This is a genomic window from Rodentibacter caecimuris (assembly GCF_010587025.1).
Taxonomy (GTDB): Bacteria; Pseudomonadota; Gammaproteobacteria; order Enterobacterales; family Pasteurellaceae; genus Rodentibacter; species Rodentibacter caecimuris.
Window position 1 is genome coordinate 647765 of sequence record NZ_CP040863.1, and the last position, 26817, is coordinate 674581.

Annotated in this window: 32 protein-coding genes and 1 pseudogene; 21 read left to right on the forward strand and 12 right to left on the reverse strand. The window is 40.4% G+C overall.

All coding sequences use genetic code 11. The annotated features are described in order from the left end of the window. The first annotated feature begins 30 nt into the window (after positions 1-30). The 9 genes and pseudogenes from nrdB to FEE42_RS03255 all read left to right on the forward strand — a co-directional run bounded on the left by nrdB (position 31) and on the right by FEE42_RS03255 (position 7643). Positions 31-1161, forward strand: a complete 1131-nt coding sequence (gene nrdB / locus FEE42_RS03215) for a class Ia ribonucleoside-diphosphate reductase subunit beta (RefSeq protein WP_059366632.1) — start codon at positions 31-33, stop codon at positions 1159-1161. A 211-nt stretch (positions 1162-1372) separates the two neighbouring features. Beyond that, complete coding sequence (locus FEE42_RS12780) at positions 1373-1522, forward strand: cupin domain-containing protein (RefSeq protein WP_237184464.1); 150 nt, start codon at positions 1373-1375, stop codon at positions 1520-1522. Positions 1523-1558: 36 nt separating this feature from the next. After that, positions 1559-2044, forward strand: a complete 486-nt coding sequence (locus tag FEE42_RS03220) for a pirin family protein (RefSeq protein ID WP_237184465.1) — start codon at positions 1559-1561, stop codon at positions 2042-2044. A 300-nt stretch (positions 2045-2344) separates the two neighbouring features. Then, positions 2345-2554: a hypothetical protein gene (locus FEE42_RS03225; protein ID WP_059366634.1), complete on the forward strand. Its 210-nt coding sequence runs from the start codon at positions 2345-2347 to the stop codon at positions 2552-2554. Further along, a complete protein-coding gene (locus FEE42_RS03230; RefSeq protein ID WP_237184495.1) occupies positions 2527-2802 on the forward strand; it encodes a PQQ-dependent sugar dehydrogenase in 276 nt (91 codons plus the stop codon). The genes FEE42_RS03225 and FEE42_RS03230 overlap by 28 nt, the downstream gene beginning before the upstream one ends. A gap of 80 nt (positions 2803-2882) precedes the next feature. After that, entirely contained in the window at positions 2883-3608 is a 726-nt protein-coding gene (locus FEE42_RS03235; protein ID WP_164027707.1) for a Plug domain-containing protein, read from the forward strand. Positions 3609-3899: 291 nt separating this feature from the next. Beyond that, positions 3900-4947: pseudogene (locus FEE42_RS03245) on the forward strand (TonB-dependent receptor domain-containing protein). 143 nt (positions 4948-5090) lie between these two features. Continuing rightward, positions 5091-5672 (forward strand): NAD(P)H-dependent oxidoreductase, encoded by a 582-nt coding sequence (locus FEE42_RS03250; RefSeq protein ID WP_164027710.1) that lies wholly within the window; start codon positions 5091-5093, stop codon positions 5670-5672. A 588-nt stretch (positions 5673-6260) separates the two neighbouring features. Beyond that, positions 6261-7643: an SLC13 family permease gene (locus FEE42_RS03255; RefSeq protein ID WP_164027711.1), complete on the forward strand. Its 1383-nt coding sequence runs from the start codon at positions 6261-6263 to the stop codon at positions 7641-7643. A 65-nt stretch (positions 7644-7708) separates the two neighbouring features. On the opposite strand, the gene folE is transcribed toward FEE42_RS03255, so the two are convergent. Further along, a complete protein-coding gene (folE, locus tag FEE42_RS03260) occupies positions 7709-8365 on the reverse strand; it encodes a GTP cyclohydrolase I FolE (RefSeq protein WP_135968696.1) in 657 nt (218 codons plus the stop codon). Positions 8366-8545: 180 nt separating this feature from the next. On the opposite strand from folE, the gene moeA reads away from it, so the two are divergent. The 4 genes from moeA (at position 8546) to FEE42_RS03280 (ending at position 12299) form a co-directional block, all read left to right on the forward strand. Beyond that, complete coding sequence (gene moeA / locus FEE42_RS03265; RefSeq protein WP_164027712.1) at positions 8546-9763, forward strand: molybdopterin molybdotransferase MoeA; 1218 nt, start codon at positions 8546-8548, stop codon at positions 9761-9763. Further along, complete coding sequence (moeB, locus tag FEE42_RS03270) at positions 9763-10494, forward strand: molybdopterin-synthase adenylyltransferase MoeB (protein WP_164027713.1); 732 nt, start codon at positions 9763-9765, stop codon at positions 10492-10494. Before moeA ends, moeB begins: the two co-directional genes overlap by 1 nt. 240 nt (positions 10495-10734) lie before the next feature. Next, the gene (locus FEE42_RS03275; RefSeq protein ID WP_059366651.1) at positions 10735-11805 is read left to right on the forward strand and encodes an MFS transporter; all 1071 of its coding nucleotides are present in this window, start codon (positions 10735-10737) and stop codon (positions 11803-11805) included. Between the two features lie 5 nt (positions 11806-11810). Beyond that, the gene (locus FEE42_RS03280; protein WP_059366653.1) at positions 11811-12299 is read left to right on the forward strand and encodes a nuclear transport factor 2 family protein; all 489 of its coding nucleotides are present in this window, start codon (positions 11811-11813) and stop codon (positions 12297-12299) included. Positions 12300-12369: 70 nt separating this feature from the next. Here the strand turns inward: FEE42_RS03280 and hpt are convergent, their stop codons facing one another. Both hpt and pmbA read right to left on the reverse strand, forming a co-directional pair. After that, positions 12370-12909, reverse strand: coding sequence for a hypoxanthine phosphoribosyltransferase (hpt, locus tag FEE42_RS03285; protein ID WP_059366654.1), 540 nt, complete (start codon positions 12907-12909; stop codon positions 12370-12372). A gap of 211 nt (positions 12910-13120) precedes the next feature. Next, positions 13121-14476 carry a metalloprotease PmbA gene (gene pmbA / locus FEE42_RS03290; RefSeq protein ID WP_164027714.1) on the reverse strand — a complete coding sequence of 452 codons (1356 nt, stop codon included), beginning with the start codon at positions 14474-14476 and terminating at the stop codon, positions 13121-13123. Between the two features lie 88 nt (positions 14477-14564). Here pmbA and yjgA point away from each other — a divergent pair, with 88 nt between their 5' ends. The 6 genes from yjgA to rapZ all read left to right on the forward strand — a co-directional run bounded on the left by yjgA (position 14565) and on the right by rapZ (position 18402). Next, positions 14565-15101, forward strand: coding sequence for a ribosome biogenesis factor YjgA (gene yjgA / locus FEE42_RS03295; RefSeq protein WP_164027715.1), 537 nt, complete (start codon positions 14565-14567; stop codon positions 15099-15101). 88 nt (positions 15102-15189) lie between these two features. Beyond that, a complete protein-coding gene (gene lptC, locus FEE42_RS03300; RefSeq protein WP_164027716.1) occupies positions 15190-15795 on the forward strand; it encodes an LPS export ABC transporter periplasmic protein LptC in 606 nt (201 codons plus the stop codon). After that, positions 15776-16291, forward strand: a complete 516-nt coding sequence (gene lptA / locus FEE42_RS03305; protein ID WP_135968701.1) for a lipopolysaccharide transport periplasmic protein LptA — start codon at positions 15776-15778, stop codon at positions 16289-16291. The genes lptC and lptA overlap by 20 nt, the downstream gene beginning before the upstream one ends. A gap of 3 nt (positions 16292-16294) precedes the next feature. Then, a complete protein-coding gene (lptB, locus tag FEE42_RS03310; protein WP_059366665.1) occupies positions 16295-17020 on the forward strand; it encodes an LPS export ABC transporter ATP-binding protein in 726 nt (241 codons plus the stop codon). Between the two features lie 2 nt (positions 17021-17022). Next, positions 17023-17526, forward strand: coding sequence for a PTS IIA-like nitrogen regulatory protein PtsN (gene ptsN / locus FEE42_RS03315; RefSeq protein WP_059366667.1), 504 nt, complete (start codon positions 17023-17025; stop codon positions 17524-17526). Positions 17527-17544: 18 nt separating this feature from the next. Beyond that, positions 17545-18402 carry an RNase adapter RapZ gene (gene rapZ, locus FEE42_RS03320; protein WP_164027717.1) on the forward strand — a complete coding sequence of 286 codons (858 nt, stop codon included), beginning with the start codon at positions 17545-17547 and terminating at the stop codon, positions 18400-18402. Between the two features lie 204 nt (positions 18403-18606). Here rapZ and FEE42_RS03325 read toward each other — a convergent pair whose 3' ends face one another. Genes FEE42_RS03325 through FEE42_RS03340 form a run of 4 tightly spaced genes read right to left on the reverse strand, consistent with a single transcriptional unit; the run spans position 18607 to position 21201 of the window. Then, positions 18607-19287, reverse strand: coding sequence for a M15 family metallopeptidase (locus FEE42_RS03325; protein WP_164027718.1), 681 nt, complete (start codon positions 19285-19287; stop codon positions 18607-18609). Between the two features lie 2 nt (positions 19288-19289). Then, positions 19290-20423, reverse strand: a complete 1134-nt coding sequence (gene dapE, locus FEE42_RS03330) for a succinyl-diaminopimelate desuccinylase (RefSeq protein ID WP_164027719.1) — start codon at positions 20421-20423, stop codon at positions 19290-19292. A 27-nt stretch (positions 20424-20450) separates the two neighbouring features. Beyond that, positions 20451-20795, reverse strand: a complete 345-nt coding sequence (locus FEE42_RS03335; protein WP_164027720.1) for an ArsC family reductase — start codon at positions 20793-20795, stop codon at positions 20451-20453. Between the two features lie 7 nt (positions 20796-20802). Then, complete coding sequence (locus tag FEE42_RS03340; protein ID WP_077585954.1) at positions 20803-21201, reverse strand: helix-turn-helix domain-containing protein; 399 nt, start codon at positions 21199-21201, stop codon at positions 20803-20805. A gap of 180 nt (positions 21202-21381) precedes the next feature. On the opposite strand from FEE42_RS03340, the gene FEE42_RS12590 reads away from it, so the two are divergent. Both FEE42_RS12590 and FEE42_RS03345 read left to right on the forward strand, forming a co-directional pair. Further along, on the forward strand, positions 21382-21537 hold the full coding sequence (locus FEE42_RS12590; RefSeq protein ID WP_164703641.1) for a hypothetical protein: 156 nt from the start codon (positions 21382-21384) through the stop codon (positions 21535-21537). After that, positions 21538-21750 carry an excalibur calcium-binding domain-containing protein gene (locus FEE42_RS03345; RefSeq protein ID WP_059366681.1) on the forward strand — a complete coding sequence of 71 codons (213 nt, stop codon included), beginning with the start codon at positions 21538-21540 and terminating at the stop codon, positions 21748-21750. A 48-nt stretch (positions 21751-21798) separates the two neighbouring features. Here the strand turns inward: FEE42_RS03345 and htpG are convergent, their stop codons facing one another. The 5 genes from htpG to FEE42_RS03370 all read right to left on the reverse strand — a co-directional run bounded on the left by htpG (position 21799) and on the right by FEE42_RS03370 (position 26773). Continuing rightward, on the reverse strand, positions 21799-23679 hold the full coding sequence (gene htpG, locus FEE42_RS03350) for a molecular chaperone HtpG (RefSeq protein WP_135968704.1): 1881 nt from the start codon (positions 23677-23679) through the stop codon (positions 21799-21801). A gap of 125 nt (positions 23680-23804) precedes the next feature. Further along, positions 23805-24347 (reverse strand): OmpW family outer membrane protein, encoded by a 543-nt coding sequence (locus FEE42_RS03355; RefSeq protein WP_059366685.1) that lies wholly within the window; start codon positions 24345-24347, stop codon positions 23805-23807. A gap of 57 nt (positions 24348-24404) precedes the next feature. Further along, positions 24405-24914 carry a SprT family zinc-dependent metalloprotease gene (locus tag FEE42_RS03360; protein WP_077582978.1) on the reverse strand — a complete coding sequence of 170 codons (510 nt, stop codon included), beginning with the start codon at positions 24912-24914 and terminating at the stop codon, positions 24405-24407. Positions 24915-24970: 56 nt separating this feature from the next. Further along, positions 24971-26125 carry a methionine adenosyltransferase gene (metK, locus tag FEE42_RS03365; protein WP_059366688.1) on the reverse strand — a complete coding sequence of 385 codons (1155 nt, stop codon included), beginning with the start codon at positions 26123-26125 and terminating at the stop codon, positions 24971-24973. A gap of 78 nt (positions 26126-26203) precedes the next feature. Continuing rightward, the gene (locus tag FEE42_RS03370) at positions 26204-26773 is read right to left on the reverse strand and encodes an anthranilate synthase component II (RefSeq protein ID WP_077582980.1); all 570 of its coding nucleotides are present in this window, start codon (positions 26771-26773) and stop codon (positions 26204-26206) included. Positions 26774-26817: the final 44 nt, after the last annotated feature.

The window sequence follows — 26817 nt, forward strand, 5'->3', positions numbered from 1 at the left end:
GCACTTTTTTAAAAAACAGAGGAAACCCAAATGGCATACACCACTTTCTCACAAACCAAAAACGACCAACTCAAAGAGCCAATGTTCTTTGGTCAAAATGTAAACGTGGCACGTTACGATCAACAAAAATATGAGACTTTTGAAAAGCTCATTGAAAAACAACTGTCTTTCTTCTGGCGTCCGGAAGAAGTGGATGTGTCGCAAGATCGTATCGACTATGCGGCGTTGCCGGAACATGAAAAACATATTTTCATCAGCAACTTAAAGTATCAAACTTTGCTTGATTCTATCCAAGGTCGTAGCCCAAATGTGGCATTGTTACCGTTGGTATCGATTCCTGAATTGGAAACTTGGATTGAAACATGGACGTTCTCTGAAACCATTCACAGCCGTTCTTACACCCATATTATTCGTAATATTGTGAATGATCCGTCTATCGTCTTTGATGATATCGTCACCAACGAAGAAATTATCAAACGTGCACGAGATATTTCTTCTTACTATGATGATTTAATCCGTGATAGCCAACTTTATAGTTTATACGGAGAAGGCACTTACACGGTAGATGGCAAAGAATGTGTCGTTACCTTACGTAACCTCAAAAGACAGCTTTATCTTTGCTTAATGAGCGTAAATGCCCTTGAAGCGATCCGTTTCTATGTGTCTTTTGCCTGCTCTTTTGCTTTTGCGGAACGCCAATTAATGGAAGGTAACGCAAAAATTATTAAATTTATCGCCCGTGACGAAGCGCTACACCTAACTGGGACACAGCATATTTTAAACATTATGGCGGCGGGTCAGGATGATCCTGAAATGGCGGAAATTGCTGAAGAATGCAAACAGGAAGCCTATGATTTATTCCTTGCTGCGGCGGAACAGGAAAAAGAATGGGCGGATTATTTGTTTAAAGACGGTTCAATGATCGGCTTAAACAAAGATATTTTGGTTCAATATGTAGAATATATCACCAACATCCGTATGCAGGCGGTTGGCTTACCATTGCCGTTCCAAGCACGTTCCAACCCAATCCCTTGGATCAATGCTTGGTTGGTTTCCGATAACGTACAAGTGGCACCACAAGAAGTCGAAGTGAGCTCTTATCTTGTGGGTCAGATTGATTCTAAAGTGGATACCAAAGATTTTGGCGATTTCGATCTTTAATTAAGATGATAGCTAAAAGAGCCGGTTTTGCCGGCTCTTTTTATATTCTAAATGATCGTAATCATTAAAATACTAACCCTTTCAATTATTCACTCTTAGTAAATAATCTTTTAACAAAGATCGTCTTTTTCTTTTTTAAGAAAGCGTAGCATACGCCACATCAAGAACGCACAGCAATGTGTAGCTTATTTTAAAAAGTTAAGGAGTATCTATGAAAACTGTATTTCATTCAGCAAATTCTCGTGGTAACGCAGATCACGGCTGGTTAAAAAGCCGTCATACGTTTAGTTTCGCCAATTATTACGATCCTGATCGTATTCACTTCGGTGCATTACGTGTAATCAATGATGACTTTGTCTAGGGCGGACGCGGTTTTGGTACACACCCACACGATAATATGGGTAACGGCAGTGTCATTCATCACGGCGATATTCAAGTGATGTCTGCCGGTACAGGTATTACCCATAGCGAAATGAATCCAAATGCGGATATACCGGTGAAATTTTTACAAATTTGGGTGTTCCCAAATAAACGTAATGTGACACCGCGTTATCAACAAATAAGTATTGCGGAGGGCGCAAAACCAAACGATTTCCAACAAATTTTATCGCCAAATGCAGACGATGAAGGGGTATGGATTCACCAAAATGCATGGTTCAACTTGGCAAAATTTGACAAAGGTACAAAGAAAGAATACCGCTTAAACGACACGAAAAATGGTGTCTATGTCTTCGTCATTAAAGGTACCGCAAAAGTAGCCGGTTTCGATCTTTCCGAACGTGATGGCTTAGGCGTTTGGGATGTTGAGAACTTCAACGTGGAAGCAACAGATGATGCTGAAATTTTGTTGATGGAAGTACCAATGGAACTTAGCATGGCGTAAGACGGCAAAGCCTCAATGAGCGGTGATTACCGCTCATTTATAGCCCTTCTTGCCAAGCCCTTTAAAATCACTAAAATGACATTTTTCATTTTAGTCGGTCGGTAAATTCAATATCCCAAATTCGTTGGATTTTCCGAACGCACTTTTACTCGACGATTTTATCAACCATAATCTTATTAGGAGATTTAATAAAAAAAACAACACTTGCTTACATATTATCGGTTACTAGTAGCAATCTTTATACGAAAGCCGACAATAAAGTGGATATTGCCGAATCGTTTAACGCAACAGTGTTAGTCGATGGCTTGGAAAGCTCTTGAGAAATACTTTGGGAAGGATAACCGACTTTGGATTACCGATCGTCAAGGCAAAAATATTGTTAAAATCGATCCAAAAAGCGGAAAACGTACCGTTTTATATTATTCTTATGCTGGCCGACCATTGCGCCGTCAAGCATTATTTACTACCCGAAAGACGGGGCGATCAAAGAGTGGCAAAATTCCTTGTTAATCACCACCTTAAAGAGCGGTGCGATTTATCGTGTTAAATTAGACGGCAAATCGGAACAAGTGCAAGGCGATTTCAGCAAACACTTCAAAACCGATAACCGTTACCGTAATGCGGTAATCAGTCCGGACACACGCAAAATCTATGTGGCGACCGATGCGGTCGGTTATGGTTTAGGTAAAAACGGCAAGCCGAACACCGAAATGCAAAATAAAGGTGCAATTGTCGTGTTTGAATACACCGGTAAATAATCCTAACTCTTATAAACGGTCTGTTCTCGACCAAAATTTGTAAATATTTCAAGGCATCGTTAAAGATGCCTTTCTTTTAAATGAAGAAAACGGTTATCGCAACATTGATTGCCTCTAGCGCAGTCAATAGTTTTGCCAACAATGAAACAACATTAGATGAAATTACCGTAACCGCTGTTCGAGCAGAAATAAACCCTTTTAGTACCCCTGCTTCCATTGATGTAATCGAAGGAGAGGATGTGCGCCAAAAAAGCGGAATGAATGTCAGCTTAAGCGAAGCTTTGCAAGGCATTGCCGGTTTGGTTGCCGTGGATCGGCATAATTATGCACAAGATATTAATCTTTCCACGCGCGGTTCTCGTATGGGGGGCGGCGTACAGTTATATGTGGACGGCATTCCCGCCACCATGCCGGACGGTCAAGGGGTAACCAGTCATATCGATCTTAATTCCCTCGGACGCATTGAAATACTTAAAGGCCCTTTTTCATCGCTTTACGGCAATTCTTCGGCAGGCACAATTTTAGTACACAGCCAAAAAGGACAAAACCCACCGAGCATTGAAACCAGTGTGGACGGCGGGAGTAACGGTACATGGCATTATAGTTTCAAAGCACAAGGCGGTGGCGACAATAAATATGTACCGGCGTATGTATTGAGCGTTAATCGTTTCACAACGGAAGGTGAGCGGGATCACAGCGCCGCACGCAAAAATCAGGTGAATTTCAAAGCGGATTGGACAACGGAAAACCAAGCGGAAGTGGACAACGGAAAACCAAGCGGAAGTGGACATTACTTTCAACCATAGCGATATTAAAGCATAAGATCCAGGAGCATTAAGCTACGAACAATGGAAAGCAAACCGTAATCAAGTTGCGACCAATCTTGAAATGTTTAATGCACGCAAAAACGTGCGTCAAACTCAACTTGGCTTGAGTTATCGCCAAAAATTAGATGAAAAAATCGTTTGAATTTAACCGCCTACCTTGGTGAACGCAGTCTTGAACAGTATTTGCCCATTCCCCGCATTACCCAAATCCGTAACGCCGGGCACGCTGGCGGCGTGATTGACTTCACCCGCTATTATGCCGGTACGGATGTGCATTTACAGCACGATTTTACCGACAACTTTAATGTGATCACAGGTCTTGCATTCGACTATATGCAAGATAAACGTAAAGGCTATGAAAATTTTAACGGCACGATCAATGGGGTAAAAGGTGCGTTACGCCGTGATGACACCAATAAAATTTACAACATCGAGCCCTATGTGCAAACACAATGGGCATTCTTGCCGAATTGGCTGTTTCACAGTGGCTTGCGATACAGCACGACTACATTTAAATCGAAGGATCACTATCTACGCAACGGCGATGACAGCGGGCGCAAAAAAGATGAAAAATGGCTGCCAAGTATCGGGCTAAGTTGGCAGGGGCTGGCAGATACCAATCTCTATGCCTCTTACAGCCGTGGCTTTGAAACAGGCACATTCTTATCGTCCGGACGGGCAATCCGGCTTGAATTTCGACCTCAAACCGCTTACTACAGATAATTATGAAATCGGGCTGAAAAAAGGCTTGGGCGATGGAATACTGACAATGGCACTTTACCGTACCGACAGTAAAGATGACATTGTTTCGGCAGGTACCATGGGCGGTCGGGCAACCTTCCGTAATGCCGGCAAAACCCGTCGTCAAGGTGCGGAATTGGCTTGGAGTGGTACGCTTTGGCAAGATTTAAAAATGCAATTAAGCTATACTTTTGTGGACGCTCGTTTCCGCCAAACTGTCGGAGCGAATATTCGCCAAGGAAATCGTATTGCCGGCGTAGCGAAGCATAATGTCTACGCAAGCCTTGGCTGGCACGACCAACAAGGCTGGCGCATAGGTGCAGATGCCCGTTATCACGGCAGAGTAGCGGTCAATAACGCGAATAGCGAATACGCCCCAAGCTACACCGTAGTGGGAACTTATGCGGGCTACTTGTGGGAAAAAGGCAACTGGCAGATTGATCACCACTTACGTGTCAATAATCTATTTGATAAAGATTATGCCAATGTGGTTATCAATGACGCCAACGGCTGCTATTACGAACCGGCACTAAAACGCAATTTTAATGTTGGAATGAATGTAAAATATGCATTCTAACGACTAAAAGTGCGGTTAGTTTTAGCGAAATTTTGGCACAATGTCGGCGATATCCAAAATTGGATATGTTGGGCATTGTGCCAATGCCAAACAATCGAAAGATCTAACCCTTAATCTATTATTAAACCAATCAGGAGAGCAAAATGAACATTTTATTATTAGACGGTGGAAAAACCTTTGGTCATTCTAACGGGCAATTAAACCATACCCTGCACGCCACGGCACGCGAGGTATTGACAAACTTGGGACATCAAGTGCAAGAAACCGTCATTGAGCAGGGCTATGATATTACGGCGGAAATCGAAAAATTTTTATGGATGGACGCGGTAATTTGGCAAATGCCCGGCTGGTGGATGGGCGAACCTTGGACGGTAAAAAAATACATTGACGAAGTATTTACCGCAGGACACGGCAAATTATATCAAAGCGACGGTCGTCACCGTGTTAATCCGACAGAGGGATACGGCACAGGCGGTTTATTGGGCGGTAAAAAACATATGTTGTCGCTCACTTGGAATGCGCCGATTGAAGCCTTTACCCGTGAAGGGGATTTCTTTGAAGCACAAGGTGTGGACGGGGTTTATTTACATTTCCACAAAGCCAATGAGTTTATTGGCATTACCGAGCGCTTACCGACATTTATATGTAATGATGTGATTAAATCACCTGATGTGCCGAAATACATCGCTGATTACAAAGCGCATTTAAATCGCGTGTTTGGTTAATATTGGTGCTCATCACTATCATATTGAAAACAAAAAGGCTCGGGATTTCCCCAGCCTTTTTTACTCAATAAAAATTAACCGCCTAAACGTGCTTTGATACGAGCGGATTTATCCAGACGTTACCCTAAGGAATAAAATTTTGCTTTGTAAACGTATTGTTACGTTTAACGGCAATACTGCCGATTATTGAGCAGTGAATTTAGAATACGTATTCAACGCCTCTATTTTGTATAAATTTTTTATTTTGTGCGTTTTGACATAACGTTGGGCAATTTTACAAATTCACATAAAAAATTGACCGCTCTTTTTTTGTTAAATATTTTCTCATCGAAGAGACTTTCACATCATCTTAACTATTTTTTCTCTCACCATTTCGCCTAACTGACTTTCTTGATTAAGAAATTACATTTTTATCCGTTAAACTTTTTATAAGATTATTTACAACATCAAAATTTTTTATTTTTTACCCAACCTTTTAACCTGCCGTTATTTGTTAAAATCATTTGATCTAAATTATAAACTCTGTTAAAAGCCTAATTGGGAAATATACAATTTAATAACAAAAAACTTCATAATGGAGGTTATACAATGCAAAAAACAACATATTTTTCCAAATATAAAGGTTTAATTATACTCGCCTTAGATTTTATGCTAATACTTGTTTTAATTAAGATTCTACCCTTCTCCCCACAAGAAAATCGTGGTCTTGCTTTGCTGGTTTTTGTCGGGATTTTATGGCTGACCGAGGCATTTAATATTACTGTAACCTCCCTTATGGTGCCGATCGTAGCCATTGGTTTGGGGTTGATTAATACACAAAAAGCCTTAGCACCGTTTTCCACACCGATTATTTATATGTTTTTTGGCGGATTTGTTGTTGCTGCGGTTCTACAAATCCAAAATCTCGACAAAATTATAGCTAACTACATTATCCGCTTGGCGAAAGGTAATTTAAAGTTATCCGTCGCCTATCTGTTCGGTGTAACAATTTTTCTTTCTATGTGGATAAATAATACCGCCGTTGCCGCAATGATGTTACCTCTGACGATGGGTATGCTAAAAGGCATTAATGCTCAGAAAAATTATCGCCTCTATTGTTTCGTATTACTCGGAATGGCATTTAGTGCAAATATTGGTGGTATCGGAACACTTGTCGGCAGTGCCCCTAACGCCATTTTAGCCTCTCAAATTCAGGTTACGTTTACCGAATGGTTAGCCTATGGATTTCCGGTGATGCTGCTCTTAATTCCATCTATGATTTTTGCATTATGGGTTGTTTTACATCCTGATTTTTCGGTCGATTTTTCACCGTCAATCGAAAAAGTGAAACTCAATCAGAAAAATATACTTACCCTTGGCATTTTTATTTTTATGACCCTTTTATTATTGTTTGGCTCGGTGATTAACCCCTTGATTAGTCAATTCTTAGCACTCCCGAAAAACATTGAAAATTTCGATACGGTCATTGCCCTACTCGTCGTTATTTTAATTTGCATTTCCGGGGTTGCCCGCTGGAAAGAAATTCAAGAGCGTGTAGAATGGGGCGTGCTTTTACTCTTCGGCGGCGGCTTAACCCTCAGCATTGTGATGAAAGATTCGGGGGCGAGTAAAATTATGGCGGATACTATCGTACAATTTGTACAGGAGAAACCACTTTGGGTACTATGCTTTGCGATTGCCGGTTTTATTATCTTTTTAACGGAATTTACCTCTAATACGGCAAGTGCCGCATTAATTATTCCTATTGTTATTTCCGTTGCACAATCTATGGATCTACCGCCGATTGCACTTGCGGCAATTATTGCCTGCGGTGCCAGCTGTGCCTTTATGCTTCCTATTGCAACGCCACCTAATGCCATTGTTTTCTCGACAGGACACGTTAAACAAATTGATATGGCAAAAGTCGGCTTAATTCTGAACTTATTCTGTATTGCAGTGATTGGCGGATTCGCCTATTTTATGTGGCTCTAAAATAAAACCACAAAAAACGACCGCACTTTAATTGCTTAAAGTGCGGTCATTTCTAATAACGTTTTTTATTTTTGGATTGAGGCTAGAAACTCTTTGCGGGTTTCACGATCTTCCAAAAAGACACCGCCATAAGCGGACGTCACCGTATAACTATTGGTATCTTTTACCCCACGGGCTTTTACACAAAAATGGGTCGCTTTCACATAAACGGCAACATCGTCAGTTTCCAAAATAGTTTGAAAAGCCGTTAAAAGTTGCTCGGTTAAACGTTCCTGTACCTGCGGGCGCTGTGCAAAAAAAGCAACGATTCGATTAATTTTAGAAAGCCCGATTACCCAATCTTTCGGGTAGTAAGCAACAGCAACATTGCCATCAATGGTGACAAAATGATGTTCGCAAGTACTGGTGAGGGTAATATCATTGACTTGCACCATTTCACTGACTTTCATTTGATTTTTAATTTTTGTCATTTTAGGGAAATTGGCATAATCCATTCCGCTAAAAATTTCATCAACGAACATTTTTGCCAAACGATTCGGCGTTTCTTCTAAACTATCATCGCCTAAATCCAGCCCAATCAGTTTCATCACCTCTCGCATATGGCTGGCGATACCGGAACGGCGTTCGTCTTTATTTGGGTTAGGGGTTATCATTGGAGTTTCTATGCCCTTGGCAACCAGGGCATCACGCACATTTAGCGCATCTTGTGAAATATTGCTCATTTATTTTCCGTTCCTAAAAAATAATGCGGCATTCTAGCAAAATATAAGTACATCGTAAAATGAGAAAAATCACCAATATTTATTGATCTCATTCATCATTTCAGAATTTAATCCTTAAATTAGAAACGATTTCACGATAAAATACCCGACAAATTTTCTCAACGTTTACACAGGATTTTTATGCTTTCGTTAGATCAAGCTTTGAACCAGATGCTTAGCCGGCTTCCTTTCCCGACACAATGCGAAACGCTTTCTTTAAGCGAGGCGACAAACCGGGTATGTGCCGAAGATGTGGTATCCCCAATCAATGTTCCTTCCTTTGATAATTCGGCGATGGATGGCTATGCGGTACGTTTAGCGGATTTGGCGCAATCATTAACCCTCTCCGTTGCCGGCAAGTCTTTTGCGGGCAATCCTTTCAACGGTGAATGGATAGCGCAAAGTGCGGTGCGTATTATGACCGGTGCAATGATTCCTCCAGGTACGGATGCAGTAGTTATGCAGGAACAAGTTGTCGTCAATGAGGACGGTACGATCACACTAAACGAATACCCGAAAGCCAACCAAAACATTCGCCGTATTGGTGAAGATATAAAAAAAGGTGATATTGTCTTACAACAAGGTGATGTGCTGAATGCCGTGTCCTTACCATTGCTTGCCTCACTCGGTATTGCTGAAGTAAAAGTTTATCCTCGTTTAAAAGTTGCAGTACTTTCTACCGGAGATGAATTAGTCCAGATCGGTCAACCATTAAAAGAGGGGCAAATCTACGACACAAACCGTTTCACTATAAAACTTATGCTGCAACAATTAAATTGTGAGGTATTGGATTTGGGTTTATTAGCCGATAACGAAGTTGAATTTGAAAAGGCATTTGTTGAAGCCCAACGCCAAGCCGATCTAGTCATTACCAGCGGCGGGGTTTCCGTAGGCGAAGCGGATTTCACCAAAGCCGTGTTAGAAAAAGTCGGTACGGTTAATTTCTGGAAAATCGCCATGAAACCGGGCAAACCTTTTGCCTTTGGAAAATTGCAAAATGCTTGGTTCTGCGGATTACCGGGCAATCCGGTTTCAGCCTTGGTCACGTTCTATCAGCTCGTACAACCGGCGATTTTGCAATTAAGCGGTCAAAAACATCCGAAAAAACAACCGCACTTTACCGCCATCGCAACAACCAATTTGAAAAAAGCGCCGGGTCGTTTAGATTTCCAACGGGGTTACTATCAAATGAATGAGAACGGACAAATCGAAGTTCAACCGGTCGGATTCCAAGGTTCGCATTTATTCAGTTCTTTTGTGAAAAGTAATTGTTTCATCGTATTAGAAAAAGATCGCGGTAATGTTGCTGCCAGTGAAACCGTTACTATTGAACCGTTTAATCATCTATTGGGGCAATAATGTCAACACTAAGCCATGAAGAAGAATTGCGTTATAACCGCCAAATTATTATGAAATCGATTGATTTTGACGGGCAAGAAAAACTAAAAGACAGCAAAATGTTGATTGTCGGCTTAGGCGGTTTAGGGTGTGCCGCAGCACAATATCTTGCGGCTGCCGGTGTGGGGCATTTAACCCTGCTGGATTTTGATCAGGTTTCGCTTTCTAACCTCCAGCGTCAAATACTACATTGTGATGCAAGACTTAATATGCCAAAGGTTGATTCTGCCAAAATTGCCTTGCAGCAAATCAATCCGCATATTGAGATTGAGACAATTAACGATAAATTGGACGAAGAAAAACTCGGTGAAATTATACCGCATTTTCAGGTTATTCTTGATTGTACCGATAATGTCGATATCCGTAATCGGCTTGATCGCCAATGTAAGAAAAATCATATTCCGCTCATTTCCGGTGCTGCAATTCGTATGGAAGGGCAAGTTTCTGTCTTTACTTATGAACCTAACACCCCGACTTACCATGATCTCAGCCAACTTTTCGGGCAAAACGTGTTAAGTTGCGTGGAAGCCGGCGTGCTCGCACCAATCGTAGGGATTGTAGGTTCGATTCAAGCATTAGAGGCGATTAAGGTTAGATTAAACATTGGTGAGAATTTATCCGGTCGCTTGTTAATGATCGATGGGATGACAATGAAAATAAGAGAAATGAGATTACCGATAAAAACGGCTTAATATTTTTTTATTTCGGCTCGCTATTGTAACGAAAATACTCAAAATCACGGGTCATAACTATCAACTTATAGCATTAATATTTTAATTACCCTTATCATATCAATAAACAATGGGGCGTTTATATGTCGCCCTATTGTCAAACTAGAATCGGCTTTCTCTTTGATTTATTCAATGAACGTCTAAGAGAAAATTCACCATAATTGATATGATTCGTCGGTTAATTTCGGAAAGTATCTAAAAATGAATATTCAAAATGTAATTTTATGGCGGCGTTTTTTCTCCGGTATCGCTTATACCGCCATGCAAAGTGTCTTTTTCATCTACTTACAAGGCAATAAAGGTTTCGATACCGCTCAAATTACTACTGCATTTTCCCTATTGGTGTTTGCCAGCCAAGTTTTCTCTTTATTCGCTGGATATTGGGGCGATCGTTTCGGCCGTTCAAAAATGATGTTGATCGGCTGTTTAATGGATGCAATTGCCTATATTTTACTTATCACCACGGATTACTACCCGCTTTTACTCTTAACCACCTTCTTTTTTGGTTTGGGTAGTACACTGTTTGGTACAAATGCTCGTGCCCTACTCCTTTCTACCGCAGCAAATAATTACCAAGATAAAGCGAAAGCCCAAGGTAAATTTTTACGTATTCAAAGCCTAGCTTCAATGTTTGCACCGTTACTTGCTTTACCCTTTTTACAGTTTCAACTGCCTGAAATGTTGATTTGGGTCAGTTGTGGTATTGAAGTGGCAATGCTAATTTTTATGTTGCTAACCGTGCAAGAAACCTCATGCACAGTACGGGCAACCCGATTTCGGCTAAGCCATATCCGCCAAGTATTAAGCAAACGCTTTGTTTTTGCTCATTTGTTATTATTTATTCCATTGGCTATGGGAACTTCGTTTTATATTATTTTCCCCTATATTTTCAGCAATCTATTAGATAATCCGGAATCGATCCCTATTGCTTTTTTTATTAATAACCTAATTGCCGTGCTATTTCAGAGCCATTTCTCTCGAAAATTAAGTTTTGGCGTTGTAAAACTAACTTATATTGCCCCACTCTTAGTCATTACACTCATTGTGCCATGGTTCTACGTGATTGATTTTCTGTCATTTATAACAGCCTATATTTATTTGATTATCTTTGCCTTTGTAGGATTATTCGCCAATACCGCCCTAGCAAATATGTTAGTGAAATTGGATAAAGGCGTTAATCAAGGCTTGATGTTCGGCACCTCAAAACTTATCTTGGCCGGTACAACAGCCCTTGTGATGAATATTATTCCTGTCGTTTTTTTAATTTGGTAGATAAAATGAAGTTACGTCATATTTTCTTTTCGCTATTGCTATCACTTACCATCAGTATAATCGCAATTGCCCCCGCCCTTTATGATCTGCAAAATCGGGAAACCGAACAGGCTGAATTAGCTGATTTATACTCACAACTTGTCACCTCTCTTGAAAAGGGAAATTACATTGAGCTGGATAAATTACTCTCTGACGATTTTGTACTCACCGTGATTCGCGACTCGAAACGGAAACGTTTTGCGAAAACCGACTGGATAAACAATTTAAAAGACGGCACGCTATACTACGATATGCTAACCGCAATTAAAGTGTTACCGATTGGTAAAAACCGATTAACCGCAACCTATGATTTAAAAGCGTCTTTCTTGGGTGAAAAAATTGAGGCAATGAAAATAAAAATGTATTTTCGTACGAAAATGCAAGACGGGGAACATAAAATCCAGAGAATGTGGATTGATTGGGATAAAAATGCCGAACATTCACTCAGCCGGTAAAAACAATGTGCGGTCAAAAACAAAGTATCATAACTTCATTAAAATTGACCGCACTTTCTATGTTGAAAACTTACTCTTCCAATACAACCTTGCCAATATAGCCTAAGTTGCGATATCGTTGGGCATAATCAATACCGCAGCCCACAACAAATTCATCAGGAATTTCAAAGCCGACCCATTCCACCGGCACACTAACTTCTCTTCTCGACGGTTTGTCTAATAATGTGCAAATCGCCAAACTCGCCGGATCACGTAAATTCAAAATTTCACGAACTTTCTCAAGCGTATAACCGGTATCAATAATGTCTTCGACAATAAGTACATGTTCGCCTCGAATATCGCCTTCTAAATCTTTGCTGATTTTTACATCATGGTTGGTTGTCATCCCACTACCGTAACTTGATGTTGTCATAAACTCAATTTCTATCGGCAATGCCAATTCACGTACTAAATCAGCCATAAAAATAAATGAACCGCGTAATAAGCCAACAACAATCAGTTTATTGACCTGTTTTTGCTGATAAAAAGCCGTAATTTCCTCTCCCAATGAGGCAATACGCGCTTTCACATCGGCTTCAGAAATTAATACATCAACATGATGTTTTTTCATTTTTTGTCCTTAAATTAAATAATGAGATCAATTAGTCCGCCCATTATACAAAGAAAAACAAAAAAAAGCTGAAGTTTAAATCTTCAGCTTTTCAACACGGATGAATTTACTTTTACTCTCTACCTGTTGGAGCAATCTGCAATCGCATCTAAACAGGTATTTGCATAGTAGCAGAATCAATTATTTTGTCAATAAGAATTATTCTCAAAAATTAATTACCTGAGACTTTCATTTTATCTAACAAAATTGAGCCGGTTTGGATATTAGAACGATGCTCCACATCATCACTAATCGCTACGATATTTCTCAGCATATCCGGCAATTGTCCTGCAATGGTAATCTCAGATACCGGATATTGAATTTCTCCGTTTTCCACCCAAAAACCTGACGCACCACGGGAATAATCACCGGTCACAATATTCACGCCTTGTCCCATCACATCCGTGACTAATAATCCGGTTCCCATTTCACCTAAAAGTGCGGTCAATCCGCCGGTTAAATTGGGCTGAACCAACCAGTTATGAATCCCACCGGCATGACCGGTGCTTTTCATGCCCATTTTTTTACCGCTGTAATGAGTCAATAAATACGTCTGTAAAATACCGTCTTGTACGATTTCCAAATCTTGTGTGCGTACGCCTTCGCTGTCAAAAGGAGTTGAGGCCAAACGGCTCAACAAATGCGGACGTTCACTAATATTAAACCATGTCGGTAACACTTGTTTCCCTAAATGATCTAACAAGAAACTTGATTTACAGTATAAACTTCCCCCACTAATAGAGGCGGCAAAATGTGAAATAATACCTGTCGCCACATCATTTAAAAAGATCACCGGTACTTCTCGGGTGGTGAGTTTTTGTGGATTCAAACGGGCAACGACTTTTTTCGCACTATTTTTCCCGACCCATTCTGCCGATTCCAATTTGTTAAAATTGCGTGAAACTGTATATTCATAGTCATTTTCCAGCCCATCTTCCACCCCACCGATGACCGAACAAGATAAAGAATAACGGCTTGATAAATAACTTTGCAACATTCCGTGCGTATTGCCATATACACGTACACCCGTATGGGAGTTAAAACTCGCTCCGTTACTATTAACAATTCGTTTATCTGCCTCCAATGCGGCCTTTTCTGCTTGCAACGCAAGTGCCGTAGCCTTCTCTACATCAATATCAGCAGCGTGATAAAGGGCTAAATCGGCAGCCTCAAATGCCATTAATTCTTTTTCGGCTAAACCGGTACAATCATCCGGCGAAGTATATTTAGCAATCGCCAAAGCCGCTTCAACGGTATTTTTAATCGCCTGTTCGCTTAAATCGGAAGTTGAAGCATTGCCTTTTTGTTGTCCTAAATAGACTGAGATCCCAAGTGCGCCGTCATTGGTAAATTCCACGTTTTCAATTTCCTGCAAACGGGTTGAAACGGATAACCCGCTCACTTTCGTAACGCCAACCTCGGCGGTCGCTCCGGCTTTTTGGGCGACTGCAAGGGCGACCCCCACCGCTTGACGCAATTCTTGCTCCTGTTGTTTCAAAAGTGCGGTCTGATTTTCTGCTGTTTTCATTCTGTTTTCCCGTTAAAAATTTTTCGCATTTTATCTTATTTTCAAAGTTTATGCTAAAATGCGCACTAAATTTCTAAGAAGGAATAACATGGCAAAGCGTAAGAAAAAAGAAGTATTTGATTGGGAAGAGGAACAACAAGAAGAAATCATTTGGGTAAGTAAAAGTGAAATCAAACGTGATGCTGAGGAGCTAAAACAACTCGGTGAAAAGTTGGTGAACTTAACCAAAACCAATCTGACTAAAGTGCCACTTGATGATTCATTATTAGAAGCCATTGAGTTGGCGCAACGTTTGCAAAAAGAAGCGCGCCGCCGCCAATTACAGTATATCGGCAAATTATTACGTGGCACTGATGTTGAACCGATTCGCGAATCCTTAGATAAAATTGAGAATAAACATAATCTACAACAGGCAATGCTGCAAAAATTGGAAATATTGCGTGATGAGTTGGTCGAACAAGGGAATACGGCACTCAGCGATTTATTCAATGAATATCCAACAGCTGATCGCCAGCAATTACGCAATTTAATTCGAGCGGCGCAAAAAGAAAAAGCACAAAATAAACCCTTGAAAGCTTATCGTGAAATTTATCAGGTATTGAAAGAGATTATTTTACCGGATTAAAAAATTATTTTTGACCGCACTTGGTTTTAGAGCGGTCTCAAAATTATGGTATGATTCGCCCCCATTTTAAACAGGACAAACTATTTTTATGAATATTCGTTGGAATATTATTCTCGGTATTATGGCACTTTGCCTGCTTGGTTGGTATTATTCACTAAATCAAGATCATGGTGATTTACAAAGTTTGGTCAAAGCACCGGATAGCCCTGATTATGTCGGACAAAAAATGGAAACAACCATCTTTTCACTGGACGGCAAAAAACAATATTTAGCGATTTCAGACGAAGTTGAACATTTTAGTCATGACGGAAAAACAAATTTTACCGCTCCGCTCGTTTATCTTTTTGATACCACCGACGATAATCAAAAACAGAAAAACGAAACGGCAAAATTACTGGAATCGCAAAGTTGGAAGTTAAGTGCGCAAAAAGCTGTTTTAACAAAAGATGAAATCCTTTATTTAGAGGGAAACGTCGTAGCAGAAAGCCTAGAACCGACTTCCCGACTTCAACGCGTAGAAACACAATCGGCTGTCGTTAATTTAAAAACACAAGATATTACATCCGACACAATGGTAAAAATTAACGGACAAAATTTTAATTCCACCGGCTTAAAAATGGTGGGTAACTTGCGCCAACAAGTGGCAACTCTAAAGGAACAGGTAAAAACATATTATGAAATCAGTAACCCGTAAGATTCTTCTCACTACAACATTGGCGATGGTCTCCCTTTCAGCTTTCGCCCTAAAAGATGATACAAATCAACCGATTAACATCGTCTCCGATAACCAATCTTTGGATATGGAAAACAGTGTGGTTACTTTCACTGATAATGTGGTAATTACGCAAGGTTCCATTCTGATTAAAGCGAATAAAGTGGTCATCACCCGCCCGCCTGAAAACTCCGGAAAAAAAGAAACCGTAGAAGCTTTCGGTACGCCGGTGACTTTCCACCAATTATTAGACGATGGCAAACCGGTGGACGGCAAAGCAAACCAAGTACATTATGATCTCGGTGCGGAATTTTTAACGCTAACAGGCAATGCGGAGCTCAGACAACTTGATAGTAAAATAAATGGCGAACGCGTTACTTATGATGTGAAAAAACAGCAGCTAAAAGCAAATGGCGGTAAATCGCGTGTTAAAACCGTATTAATTCCGACCCAATTACAACAAAAAGGTAAAAAATAACTGATGTCCGTATTACATGCTGAATTTTTGGCTAAAAGTTATAAAAATCGTAAAGTTGTTTCTGATGTCAGCCTTACGGTTAATTCTAATGAAATCGTCGGGCTATTAGGTCCGAATGGTGCCGGCAAAACTACCACATTCTATATGGTCGTAGGGCTTGTGCGCCAAGATCAGGGTAAAATTACTATTGACGGTGAAGACATTAGTCTCTTACCAATGCATAACCGTGCACAACGCGGTATAGGCTATCTTCCGCAAGAAGCGTCAATTTTTCGCCGTTTAAGCGTTTACGATAACTTAATGGCGGTGTTGGAAATTCGCAAAGATCTCACACCCGAACAACGCCGGGAAAGAGCGGATGAATTAATTGAAGAATTTAATATCGGACATATTCGCAATAGCCTTGGTCAATCCCTTTCCGGTGGGGAGCGTCGCCGTGTAGAAATCGCACGTGCCCTTGCCGCCAATCCCAAATTTATTCTATTGGACGAACCTTTTGCGGGGGTTGATCCGATTTCCGTTACGGACATTAAAAAGATTATTACCGATCTGCGTAACCGCGGTTTGGGTGTGTTAATCACCGATCATAATGTGCGCGAGACTCTAGATGTCTGTGAACGGGCTTATATTGTAGGGAAAGGTCAAATCATCGCCACCGGCACTCCAGAAGAAGTGATGAATGATGAACATGTAAAACGCGTGTACCTTGGTGAAGAATTTAAGTTATAAAGATGAAATTAACAGAACTCTTTCACCCTGAAAATATACGTCAGGGTGTTTGCTTTTCAAGTAAAAAGCGATTATTTGAATCCATTGCTCATTTTATCGTAGAACAATTACACGGTGAAAAAGGCGAACAAGCTTGCTTTGAATGCTTATTTGAACGTGAAAAATTGGGGAACTCAGGATTAGGCAACGGTGTGGCAATGCCAAAAGCAAAATTACCTGCGAAAGCAACCGATAAAGCCCTTGCCGTATTTCTTCAATTAGAAACACCGATTGATTACGATGCACAAGATGGTAAACCCATAGATCTCGTTTTCGCCGTGCTTGTACCGGAAAATCAGTGCCAAACCTATATTCCCGTACTTTCTCATTTAACGGAAAAAATCACAGACAAAAATTTTCTTAAACAATTGCGTTCAGCGAAAAGTGCGGGTGAAATCTGGCAAGTTTTTGAGATGGCGGATCAAACAACAGAAGAAACGCATTCTTTAACCGAGAGTGAAACATAATCTTACAAGGGGAACTGTATGGAAATTATCATTATCAGCGGTCGCTCCGGAGCGGGAAAGTCAGTGGCATTACGTGCGCTGGAAGATATGGGCTACTATTGTGTTGATAACCTTCCACTGGATCTATTACCCCAGCTCACGGAGATTTTAGCCAAAAATCAAACTGCTGTCGCCATCAGCCTTGATATTCGTAATTTACCCGAATCGGCACAATCTCTTGAGCAAATTCTAACGGACATTCAACGTCATTACGCAACTAAAATCATTTTTTTAGATTCTGATCGTAGCACACTGATTCGCCGATACAGCGACTCTCGCCGACTTCATCCTCTTTCAGCCAACGATCTCTCCCTTGAGGCTGCCATTGATGCCGAACACCAACAATTAGAACCATTGCTCCAACACGCAAATTTCGTTATTGATACGACACATATTTCTACGCACACTTTGGCAGAAAAATTGCATGAATGCTTACGGGGGAATACAGAAAAAGAGCTCAAAATTATTGTAGAGTCCTTCGGTTTTAAATACGGTATTCCTCTTGATGCGGACTATGTATTTGACGTTCGTTTTTTGCCGAATCCGCACTGGGATCCCGAACTTCGCCCAATGACGGGATTGGACGAACCGGTCGCCCGTTTTTTAAACAGCCATGATGATGTCAATAATTTCATCTACCTCACCCGTAACTACATTGAAACATGGTTGCCAATGTTAGAGCAAAACAACCGCAGCTACTTAACCATTGCGATCGGTTGTACCGGAGGAAAACATCGCTCGGTTTACATTGCCCAGCAACTTGGCGAATATTTTCAAGCTAAAGGAAAAAATGTCAAAATTCAGCATAAATCCTTAGAAAAGAATAAAAATAAATAAACAAAAAGTGCGGTTAAATTTCGGCATTATGGAGTAAATGCACAATTTAAAGAAAAATGTAGGGGCGCCATGCAGGCGTCCGTAAAGAGTTAAATGATTTTAAAAAGTTGTATGACGGACGCCGGCTTGGCATCCCTACCTATGAGATAAAATTTAAGTTTATACAACTGCTACATAATACCGTCAAATTTGACCGCACTTTTGCTATACAATAAATTGTTCAAAGATTTGCTCTATATGTTTCCGCAAGATATCCTTTCCACCAATTTCTTCATTTTGCCAAGAATACAATAAAACCTCAGATGAAAATTGTGCCTTCGCCTGCTCCGCTAAGGGTAAATAGCTAATATGCCAAGGTTCACGACCCATTTTTTTTCCTATGGATTGCTGCATAAACGGAAGCGCAAAATCGAAGTGCGGTAAATTTTCAACAAGAAATTCACTTAGCTCGCAAAAATAACCGTCTTTTTCATATTCCCAAGGTTCAAGCTGTAAGGATTGCCCTTGCGGTAACAGATCCGGATCGAAAATATCAATTTCCGTTCCCCAGTGATGCCGACTCCCGCCCGGCAACGCCGACCAACGTAAAATAGCTTGGCATTTTTGCCAATCATCCCATAATGAGAGATCCAAGCTATGACCTTCGTCATCATGCACTTTACGCTCACCGCTAAATTTACCGTTCCAAATCAACTGTTGGCGTTGAAAATCTCGAAAACTACTTGCCGGTTGTAAATTAAAGCCATTTTTGACCGCACGTTGCTGCAAACTTTGAAATGCTTTTACCGCTTGTGCCTGCAAAAAATGGTTTATTGAATGCGGAGTGGGTAGATTCACTAAATGTTCGCGCGATTTTCCCGTGAGCATTTCCGAAGTTAATTTCATGTTTACTTATCCAATAAATTCACTAACATTTGATGATAAATTTGATCGCACTTGCCGAGCTCTTCTACACCCACACATTCATTTACTTTATGAATAGTGGCATTAAGCGGTCCAAACTCCACCACTTCCGCCCCCATTAAAGCGATAAAACGTCCGTCGGATGTGCCTCCACCGGTTTCGAGTTTCGGTGTGATACCGGTTATTCCTTGAATACTATCCACCAACGCATTCACCAATTTACCCGGTTTGGTTAAAAACGGTTTACCGGAAAGATTCCATTCTATACGGTAGGTCAAACCGTGTCTTTCCAACATTTCCGTCACCTTTTGCTTAATCAGCCCGTCAGTGATTTCCGTACAGTAGCGTAAATTAAACTGTACATAGAGTTCACCCGGAATCACATTATTACTACCGGTGCCTGCCTGAATATTAGCAATTTGCAACCCTGTCGGCGGAAAAAACGCATTACCGTTATCCCATTGATAGGTGGTGAGTTCTTGTAAGAATGGCAACGCTTTATGAACAGGATTATCCGCTAAATGAGGGTAAGCCACATGCCCCTGAATCCCCTGAATATACAGATTACCGGTGATGGAACCACGACGGCCATTTTTTACCACATCACCTAAGATTTGCGAACTTGATGGCTCCCCCACCATACAATACGTAATTTTTTCGCCACGTTCCATCAAGGTTTCTACCACACGAACCGTACCGTCTTTCGCCGAAGCCTCTTCATCGGAAGTGATTAATAAGGCAATGGTGCCTGCGTGATTCGGATTAGCTTTCACATATTCTTCCGCCGCCACAATCATTGCAGCCAACGAACCTTTCATATCCGCCGCACCACGCCCATAAAGCCTATCATCGACAACCTCCGCAGCAAAAGGCGGATAATTCCATTGATGTTCGTCACCAACCGGTACCACATCCGTATGGCCGGCAAAGGCAACCACCGGCTCGCCTGTACCGTGCTTTGCCCAAAGATTTAAGGTTTCATTAAAAGGAAGCCATTCAATTTCAAATCCGAGTTTTTCCAAACGCTCCGCAATCAATGTCTGACAACCTTCATCATTCGGGCTGATAGAAGGACGGCGGATTAATTCTTGCGCTAATTGCACGATCTTTTCTTTCATAAAAACACCTCAAATTTTAACCGCACTTTAGGCAAACGCTTTTTCGTATTCTTTCTCATTAAATCCAATTAATGCCTTATTATCCTGCATAATAATCGGGCGTTTGATTAAGGTCGGATTCTCTGCAAGCACAGAAAGTGCGGTCGTTTTTGACAAATTTTTTTTAATTTCCTCATCAAGGTTTCGCCACGTCGTACTGCGTTTATTCACCAGATTTTCCCAACCAAATTGTGCTTCCGCCTGTTGTAAAAATGCCGTATCCAAACCGTCAATACGATAATCATGCAGTTTGTACTCAATATTGTGATCCGCAAGCCATTTCAATGCTTTTTTCACAGTATCGCAATTTTTAATGCCGTAAACGGTAATCATAAATCACCTATTTTCCTATATTTTGTTTTAGTAAATTAATTAACTCTTTGAGATTTTCTAATTCATGATCTTTTTGGGCTAATAATTCATCTTTATGTCTAAGTTCTAATTCTAGTTTCTCAATTTTAAATTCTGCCTCTTGATGACCATAATAATTATTACGGAAGTGATTCTGGTTATTTTCTCCTCCAATCAATATCACACCATTATCATTAGGAGATAAAAGATCAATTAAATCAATTTGAAAAACAGAAGCAATTTGTTTAAGTTTATGTAGGCTAAGATTAGTTTCACCACGTTCAATTTTTGCATAGCCCGTCACTGACATATTCATTCTTTCCGCCATTTCTTCTTGCGACCATTGATTTAATTCTCGAAAAAATCGCACTTTTTCATTTATTCCCATTTTCTCTCTCCTCACATTGTCAAGTAACAAACAGTATAGAATATTGTAACTATTGCAATCTTCTTCATAATAAACACCTATTTATAATATTAAAAGAGGCTCGCCCCCTGCGATTTTAACCTAAAGTCATCAAGGTGTCGTGCATAATTCGTAGTAAGTTTAATTCACATTGGAGTATATATGAAAAAGATCATTATGATTTTATTAGCTACATTTACATTATCTACATTTTCATCCTTTGCTAATGCAGGAAGCTGCGATCATAGTTGGCAACAGGCGAAAGATGGTTCTCGTTGTGGCGATCGAGCAGCTGATCGTCGTCCTGGAGGAAGATAAATGAAAAAAATCTTACTAGGTGTATCACTTTTTACTCTTTCTTATGATTCTTTAGCTGCTAGAGTTAGATGTTCTGACTTTGCAACTCAAGATGAAGCTCAACAATATATGAGAGAAAATGGTGCAAATTATTTGGATAGAGATAAAGACGGTGAAGCTTGTGAATGTTTACCCGGTGGTAGCAAATACGGATCGTCTGTTTGTCGTCGATAATTTGATATTACATATAAAAAAGAGCGGTCAAATTTGACCGCTCTTTCTTTAACTTAGTAGAGAATTAACCCGTTTAATAAATGCCACCGGATTTTCCAACGATCCGCGTTCGGCAAGCATTGCCTGTTCAAGTAACAATTCGATCCAATCAGCAAATTGTGTTTCGTCAGCAATATCGGCGACTTTTTTCACTAAATGATGTTCCGGATTAAGCTCAAAGGTATATTTCACTTCCGGTACAGGCTGACCGGCAGCGGCAAAGAGTTTTGCCATTTGGGTAGTCATTTGATCGTTACCGGTCGAAACTACCGCAGGGGTGTCCGTTAAGCGATGGGTTAAACGAACCTCCTTCACACGATCGCCTAGCAAGGTTTTCACTCGTTCAACAAAACTTTCAAAGGCTTTATCCTGCTCTTTTTGTTCCTCTTCGTCTTTATCCGCTAAATCGCCTAAATCCAAATCCGCTTTGCTGATAGTTTGTAACGGTTTGCCGTCGAACTCTGTTAAGTAGCTTAACATCCATTCATCAATACGATCGGACAATAGTAAGACTTCAATACCTTTTTTGTTGAATAATTCTAAATGCGGGCTGTTTTTCGCTGCCACATAACTATCTGCCGTAATGTAATAAATAGTTTTTTGTCCCTCTTTCATCCGAGAAACATAGTCCTCTAAAGAAACGGCTTGTTCGCTGCTGTCATTATGAGTAGAAGCAAAACGTAACAATTTCGCAATGCTTTCTTTATTGCTGAAATCTTCCGCCGGCCCTTCTTTCAAGACTAAGCCAAATTCTTTCCAGAATTGTTGATATTTTTCCGCATCGTCTTTTGCCAATTTTTCCAACATTTGTAGAGAACGTTTGGTTAAGGCTTTACGTAATGCTGCGGTAACTTTATTGTCTTGTAAAATTTCACGGGAAACATTTAATGGTAAATCATTGCTATCGATTAACCCACGCATAAAACGTAGATAATTCGGCATAAATTGTTCCGCATCATCCATAATGAATACGCGTTGAACATAGAGTTTCAAGCCGTGTTTATGCTCGCGATTAAATAAATCCCAAGGGGCTTTGGACGGCACATAGAGCAAGCTGGTGTATTCCTGATTACCTTCTACTTTGTTGTGCGCCCACAAAAGCGGATCGGCAAAATCATGGCTTAAATGTTTATAAAATTCTTTGTATTCCTCATCGGAAATCTCATTTTTACTGCGTGTCCAAAGGGCATCGGATTTATTGATTTTTTCCCATTTTTCGCCGGTTTCTTTGCCTTCATCATCATATTCTTTAGTGAGCATTTCCACCGGAAGACCGATATGATCGGAATATTTGCCAATCACATCACGCAAACGCCATTCATTTAAGAATTCTTTTTCATCTTCACGTAAATGTAAAATTACATCCGTACCACGGGATTTTTTCTCAATATCAGCGATCGAGTATTCTCCCTCTCCGGCTGATTCCCAAAGCACCGCTTTATCAGCCTCTTTGCCTGCCGCACGGGTTTTCACTGTCACTTTATCCGCAACAATAAAGGCAGAATAAAAACCGACACCGAATTGACCGATAAGTTGGCTATCTTTGGCTTGATCACTACCGAGGGCATTCAAAAACTCTTTTGTTCCGGATTTCGCAATAGTGCCTAAATGATCGATAACCTGATCACGGGTCATACCGATACCGTTATCGCTGATAGTTAATGTGCCTTTCTCGCTATCAAAGCTAATACGCACACGTAACTCCCCGTCATTTTCATAAAGAGCCGGATTCGAAAGCGCTTTAAAACGGAGTTTATCCGCCGCATCGGAAGCATTAGAAATTAATTCACGTAAAAAAATCTCTTTATTGGAATAAAGAGAATGAATCATTAATTGTAATAATTGTTTGACTTCCGATTGGAAACCACGAGTTTCTTTGTTTTGAGACATAGATTTTCCTCATAAAATGAAATAAGTAAAAATTGAATGTCACAGATATAAGAATGAAAACGGAATTTTCAAGGGGGAAAAGAAAAAAGAGCGGTTGATTTTACCGCTCTTTTAAGGAAGACAAATTAGAATTCGTAACCCACGCCTAATTTTGCGCCATAATTATTGACTTTGGTATCCTCATAAGAACCTAAACGATTATATTCTACTCCACCATTTACATACCAATTTCCACTTAATTGATATTTTGCTCCAGCGACTAAACCATAACCAAATTTAGTTTCGGATTTATCTTCAAAAATATCCACAGCACGGTTCGTGACTTTAAATTGGTTAGCTGAAAGACGAGCACCAACATAAGGCGTTATTGTAGAATTGAGATCAATATCATAGATTGCTGAAAAGCCTAAGCCTTGAATTTTAGCCGTAGTATCAATCCCTGCCGTTCCTGAAAACTTTCCATGATGGGTATAATCCACTGCTAAACGAACATTCCCTAATTTATAGCCTACAGAAATACGAGGTTCTACTTTAGTCTTATTAAGATCAGAATAAGATGTAAATTTTGTTTTTGATACACCTAAATCACCCTGTACATACCAGTTTGCACTTGCGCTGGAAGCTACAACTAATGTACCGATAGCTAATGCTAATAATGATTTTTTCATTGGATAACTCCTATATTATTGAGGGTAAAAACCGATTGGAGTGTAACATAATCTAAATTAGTTATCATCCATCAAAACCAATTTCCCTTTGCATTTTCGACACAAATATTCTACCCCCTCTTGTAAAATTCGATTATGGCGGCGAATACTCAAAAAATGTGTTTGGCAAGCACAACGATATTCAAAGGTTTTGCCTTGAACATTTTGCACATCAAATTGATGGCAAGTCTCTGCGGGCAAATGGAAAATCCCGTTCATCACCCCTTGCCATTCTTTGCCATGGGGCTTAACACGTCCGAATACTTGATACACAATTAAATGCGCCAATTCATGGGGAACCACTTGGTGAATAAACTCATGCGTATTTTCAAGCAATAAAGTGCGGTTAAATTTAATTTCGTTTTTTTGCAAATACGCCACCCCGGCTTTCACACCCCATAAATCATAATTTATCGTCGGCATTGGAAATTCACGTTTAAAATAAGTTTCTGCAAGCCTTAAGGATTCCGCAAGTTTGCGCTGAACCTGCATTTTCAAATGACGAAACCGAGTTTGTGATGATTGCATAGAATTCAGAAAAATAAAAACCGCCAAAATAGCGGTTTTAATCATTTATGAGGGCGTTATTTTAAACCTGCCGCCGCGCGTAATTCTTCCGCACGATCCACTTTTTCCCATGGGAATTGTTCACGACCAAAGTGACCATAAGCAGCGGTTTCACGATAAATCGGTTGAATTAAATCAAGCATTTTGATTAATCCGTAAGGGCGCAAATCAAAAAATTCACGTACTAATGCCACCAATAATTCATTTGCCACTTTGCCCGTACCGAAAGTTTCCACCATAATTGAGGTCGGTTCTGCCACACCAATAGCGTAAGAAAGTTGGATTTCACAACGATCCGCCAAACCGGCAGCCACAATATTTTTCGCCACATAACGCGCCGCATAAGCCGCCGAACGATCCACTTTTGACGGATCTTTACCCGAGAATGCACCGCCGCCATGGCGTGCCGCACCACCGTAGGTATCCACAATAATTTTACGGCCGGTTAAACCGCAATCCCCCATCGGGCCGCCGATAACAAAACGACCTGTCGGATTAATAAAGAATTTAGTGTCTTTTGAAAGCCATTCGCTTGGTAATATCGGTTTGATGATTTCTTCCATCACCCCTTCGTGAAGATCTTTTTGGTTAATATCTTCCGCATGTTGGGTTGATAGAACAACCGCGTCCACCCCGACAATTTTATTATCTTCGTATTTTAACGTTACTTGGCTTTTGGCATCCGGGCGTAACCAGGCTAACTTACCGTTTTTACGTACTTCCGCCTGTTTTTGCATTAAACGGTGAGCATAAGTAATGGCTGCAGGCATTAATACATCGGTTTCATTTGTGGCGTAACCAAACATAATACCTTGGTCGCCGGCGCCTTGATCCAATGGATTTTCACGATCCACACCTTGGTTAATATCCGCAGACTGTTTACCAATAGCATTTAATACGGCACAAGAATGACCGTCAAATCCCATCTCGGAATGTTCATAGCCAATATCACAAATCACTTTTCGGGTGAGATTTTCGATATCTACCCATGCTGAAGTGGTGATTTCTCCGCCTACTAACGCCATACCGGTTTTTACATAGGTTTCGCAAGCGACACGGGCTTTTGGATCTTGTTTTAGAATTTCATCAAGTACTGCATCAGAAATCTGGTCGGCAATTTTATCCGGATGCCCTTCAGACACGGATTCCGAGGTAAATAAATAACTAGACATAGTTTCTCTCTTTTTAATTTGGATGTATTGACGTATAGACGGCTATAATACGAATTTTAGATGAAGAATCAAGCACTATTATGGGGTAATATTTAACCAATTTCGTAAAATTTGCTCTCCGTATTCGGACATATAAGATTCCGGATGGAACTGCACGCCATAAATCGGTAAAGATTGATGAGCCATCGCCATCACCACATTTTCATCACACATGGCGATAATCTCTAATTCGTCAGGAAAATTGTCAGCCTGCACTGCCCAAGAATGGTATAAGCCAATATCAAATTCCGGTGGAAAACCTAAAAACAACGGTGAATTTGACCGCACTTTTAACTTCCGTTTTTGCCCGTGGCGAACTTGATCGAGGTTATAAAGCGTTCCGCCAAAAAACTCACATAATGTTTGATGCCCTAAGCATACCCCAAGAATTGATTTTTGCCGATGATACCATTCCAACATTGCAAAAAGTTGCGGATAAGCCCGCGGCACATCAGGCCCGGGAGAAATTAAGATATGGCTATAAGATTCGGGTGTATTTTCTTGTAAATCTTCTACATTGAGTACATCAAAAGGCACACCAAGGCGACGAATCAGTTCGACTAAATTGAAAGTAAAAGAATCGTGATTATTAATGATGAGTAATTTCATAACTGTTTGGCTTTCGTTATAATCGGGCAATTTTACTCGAAATT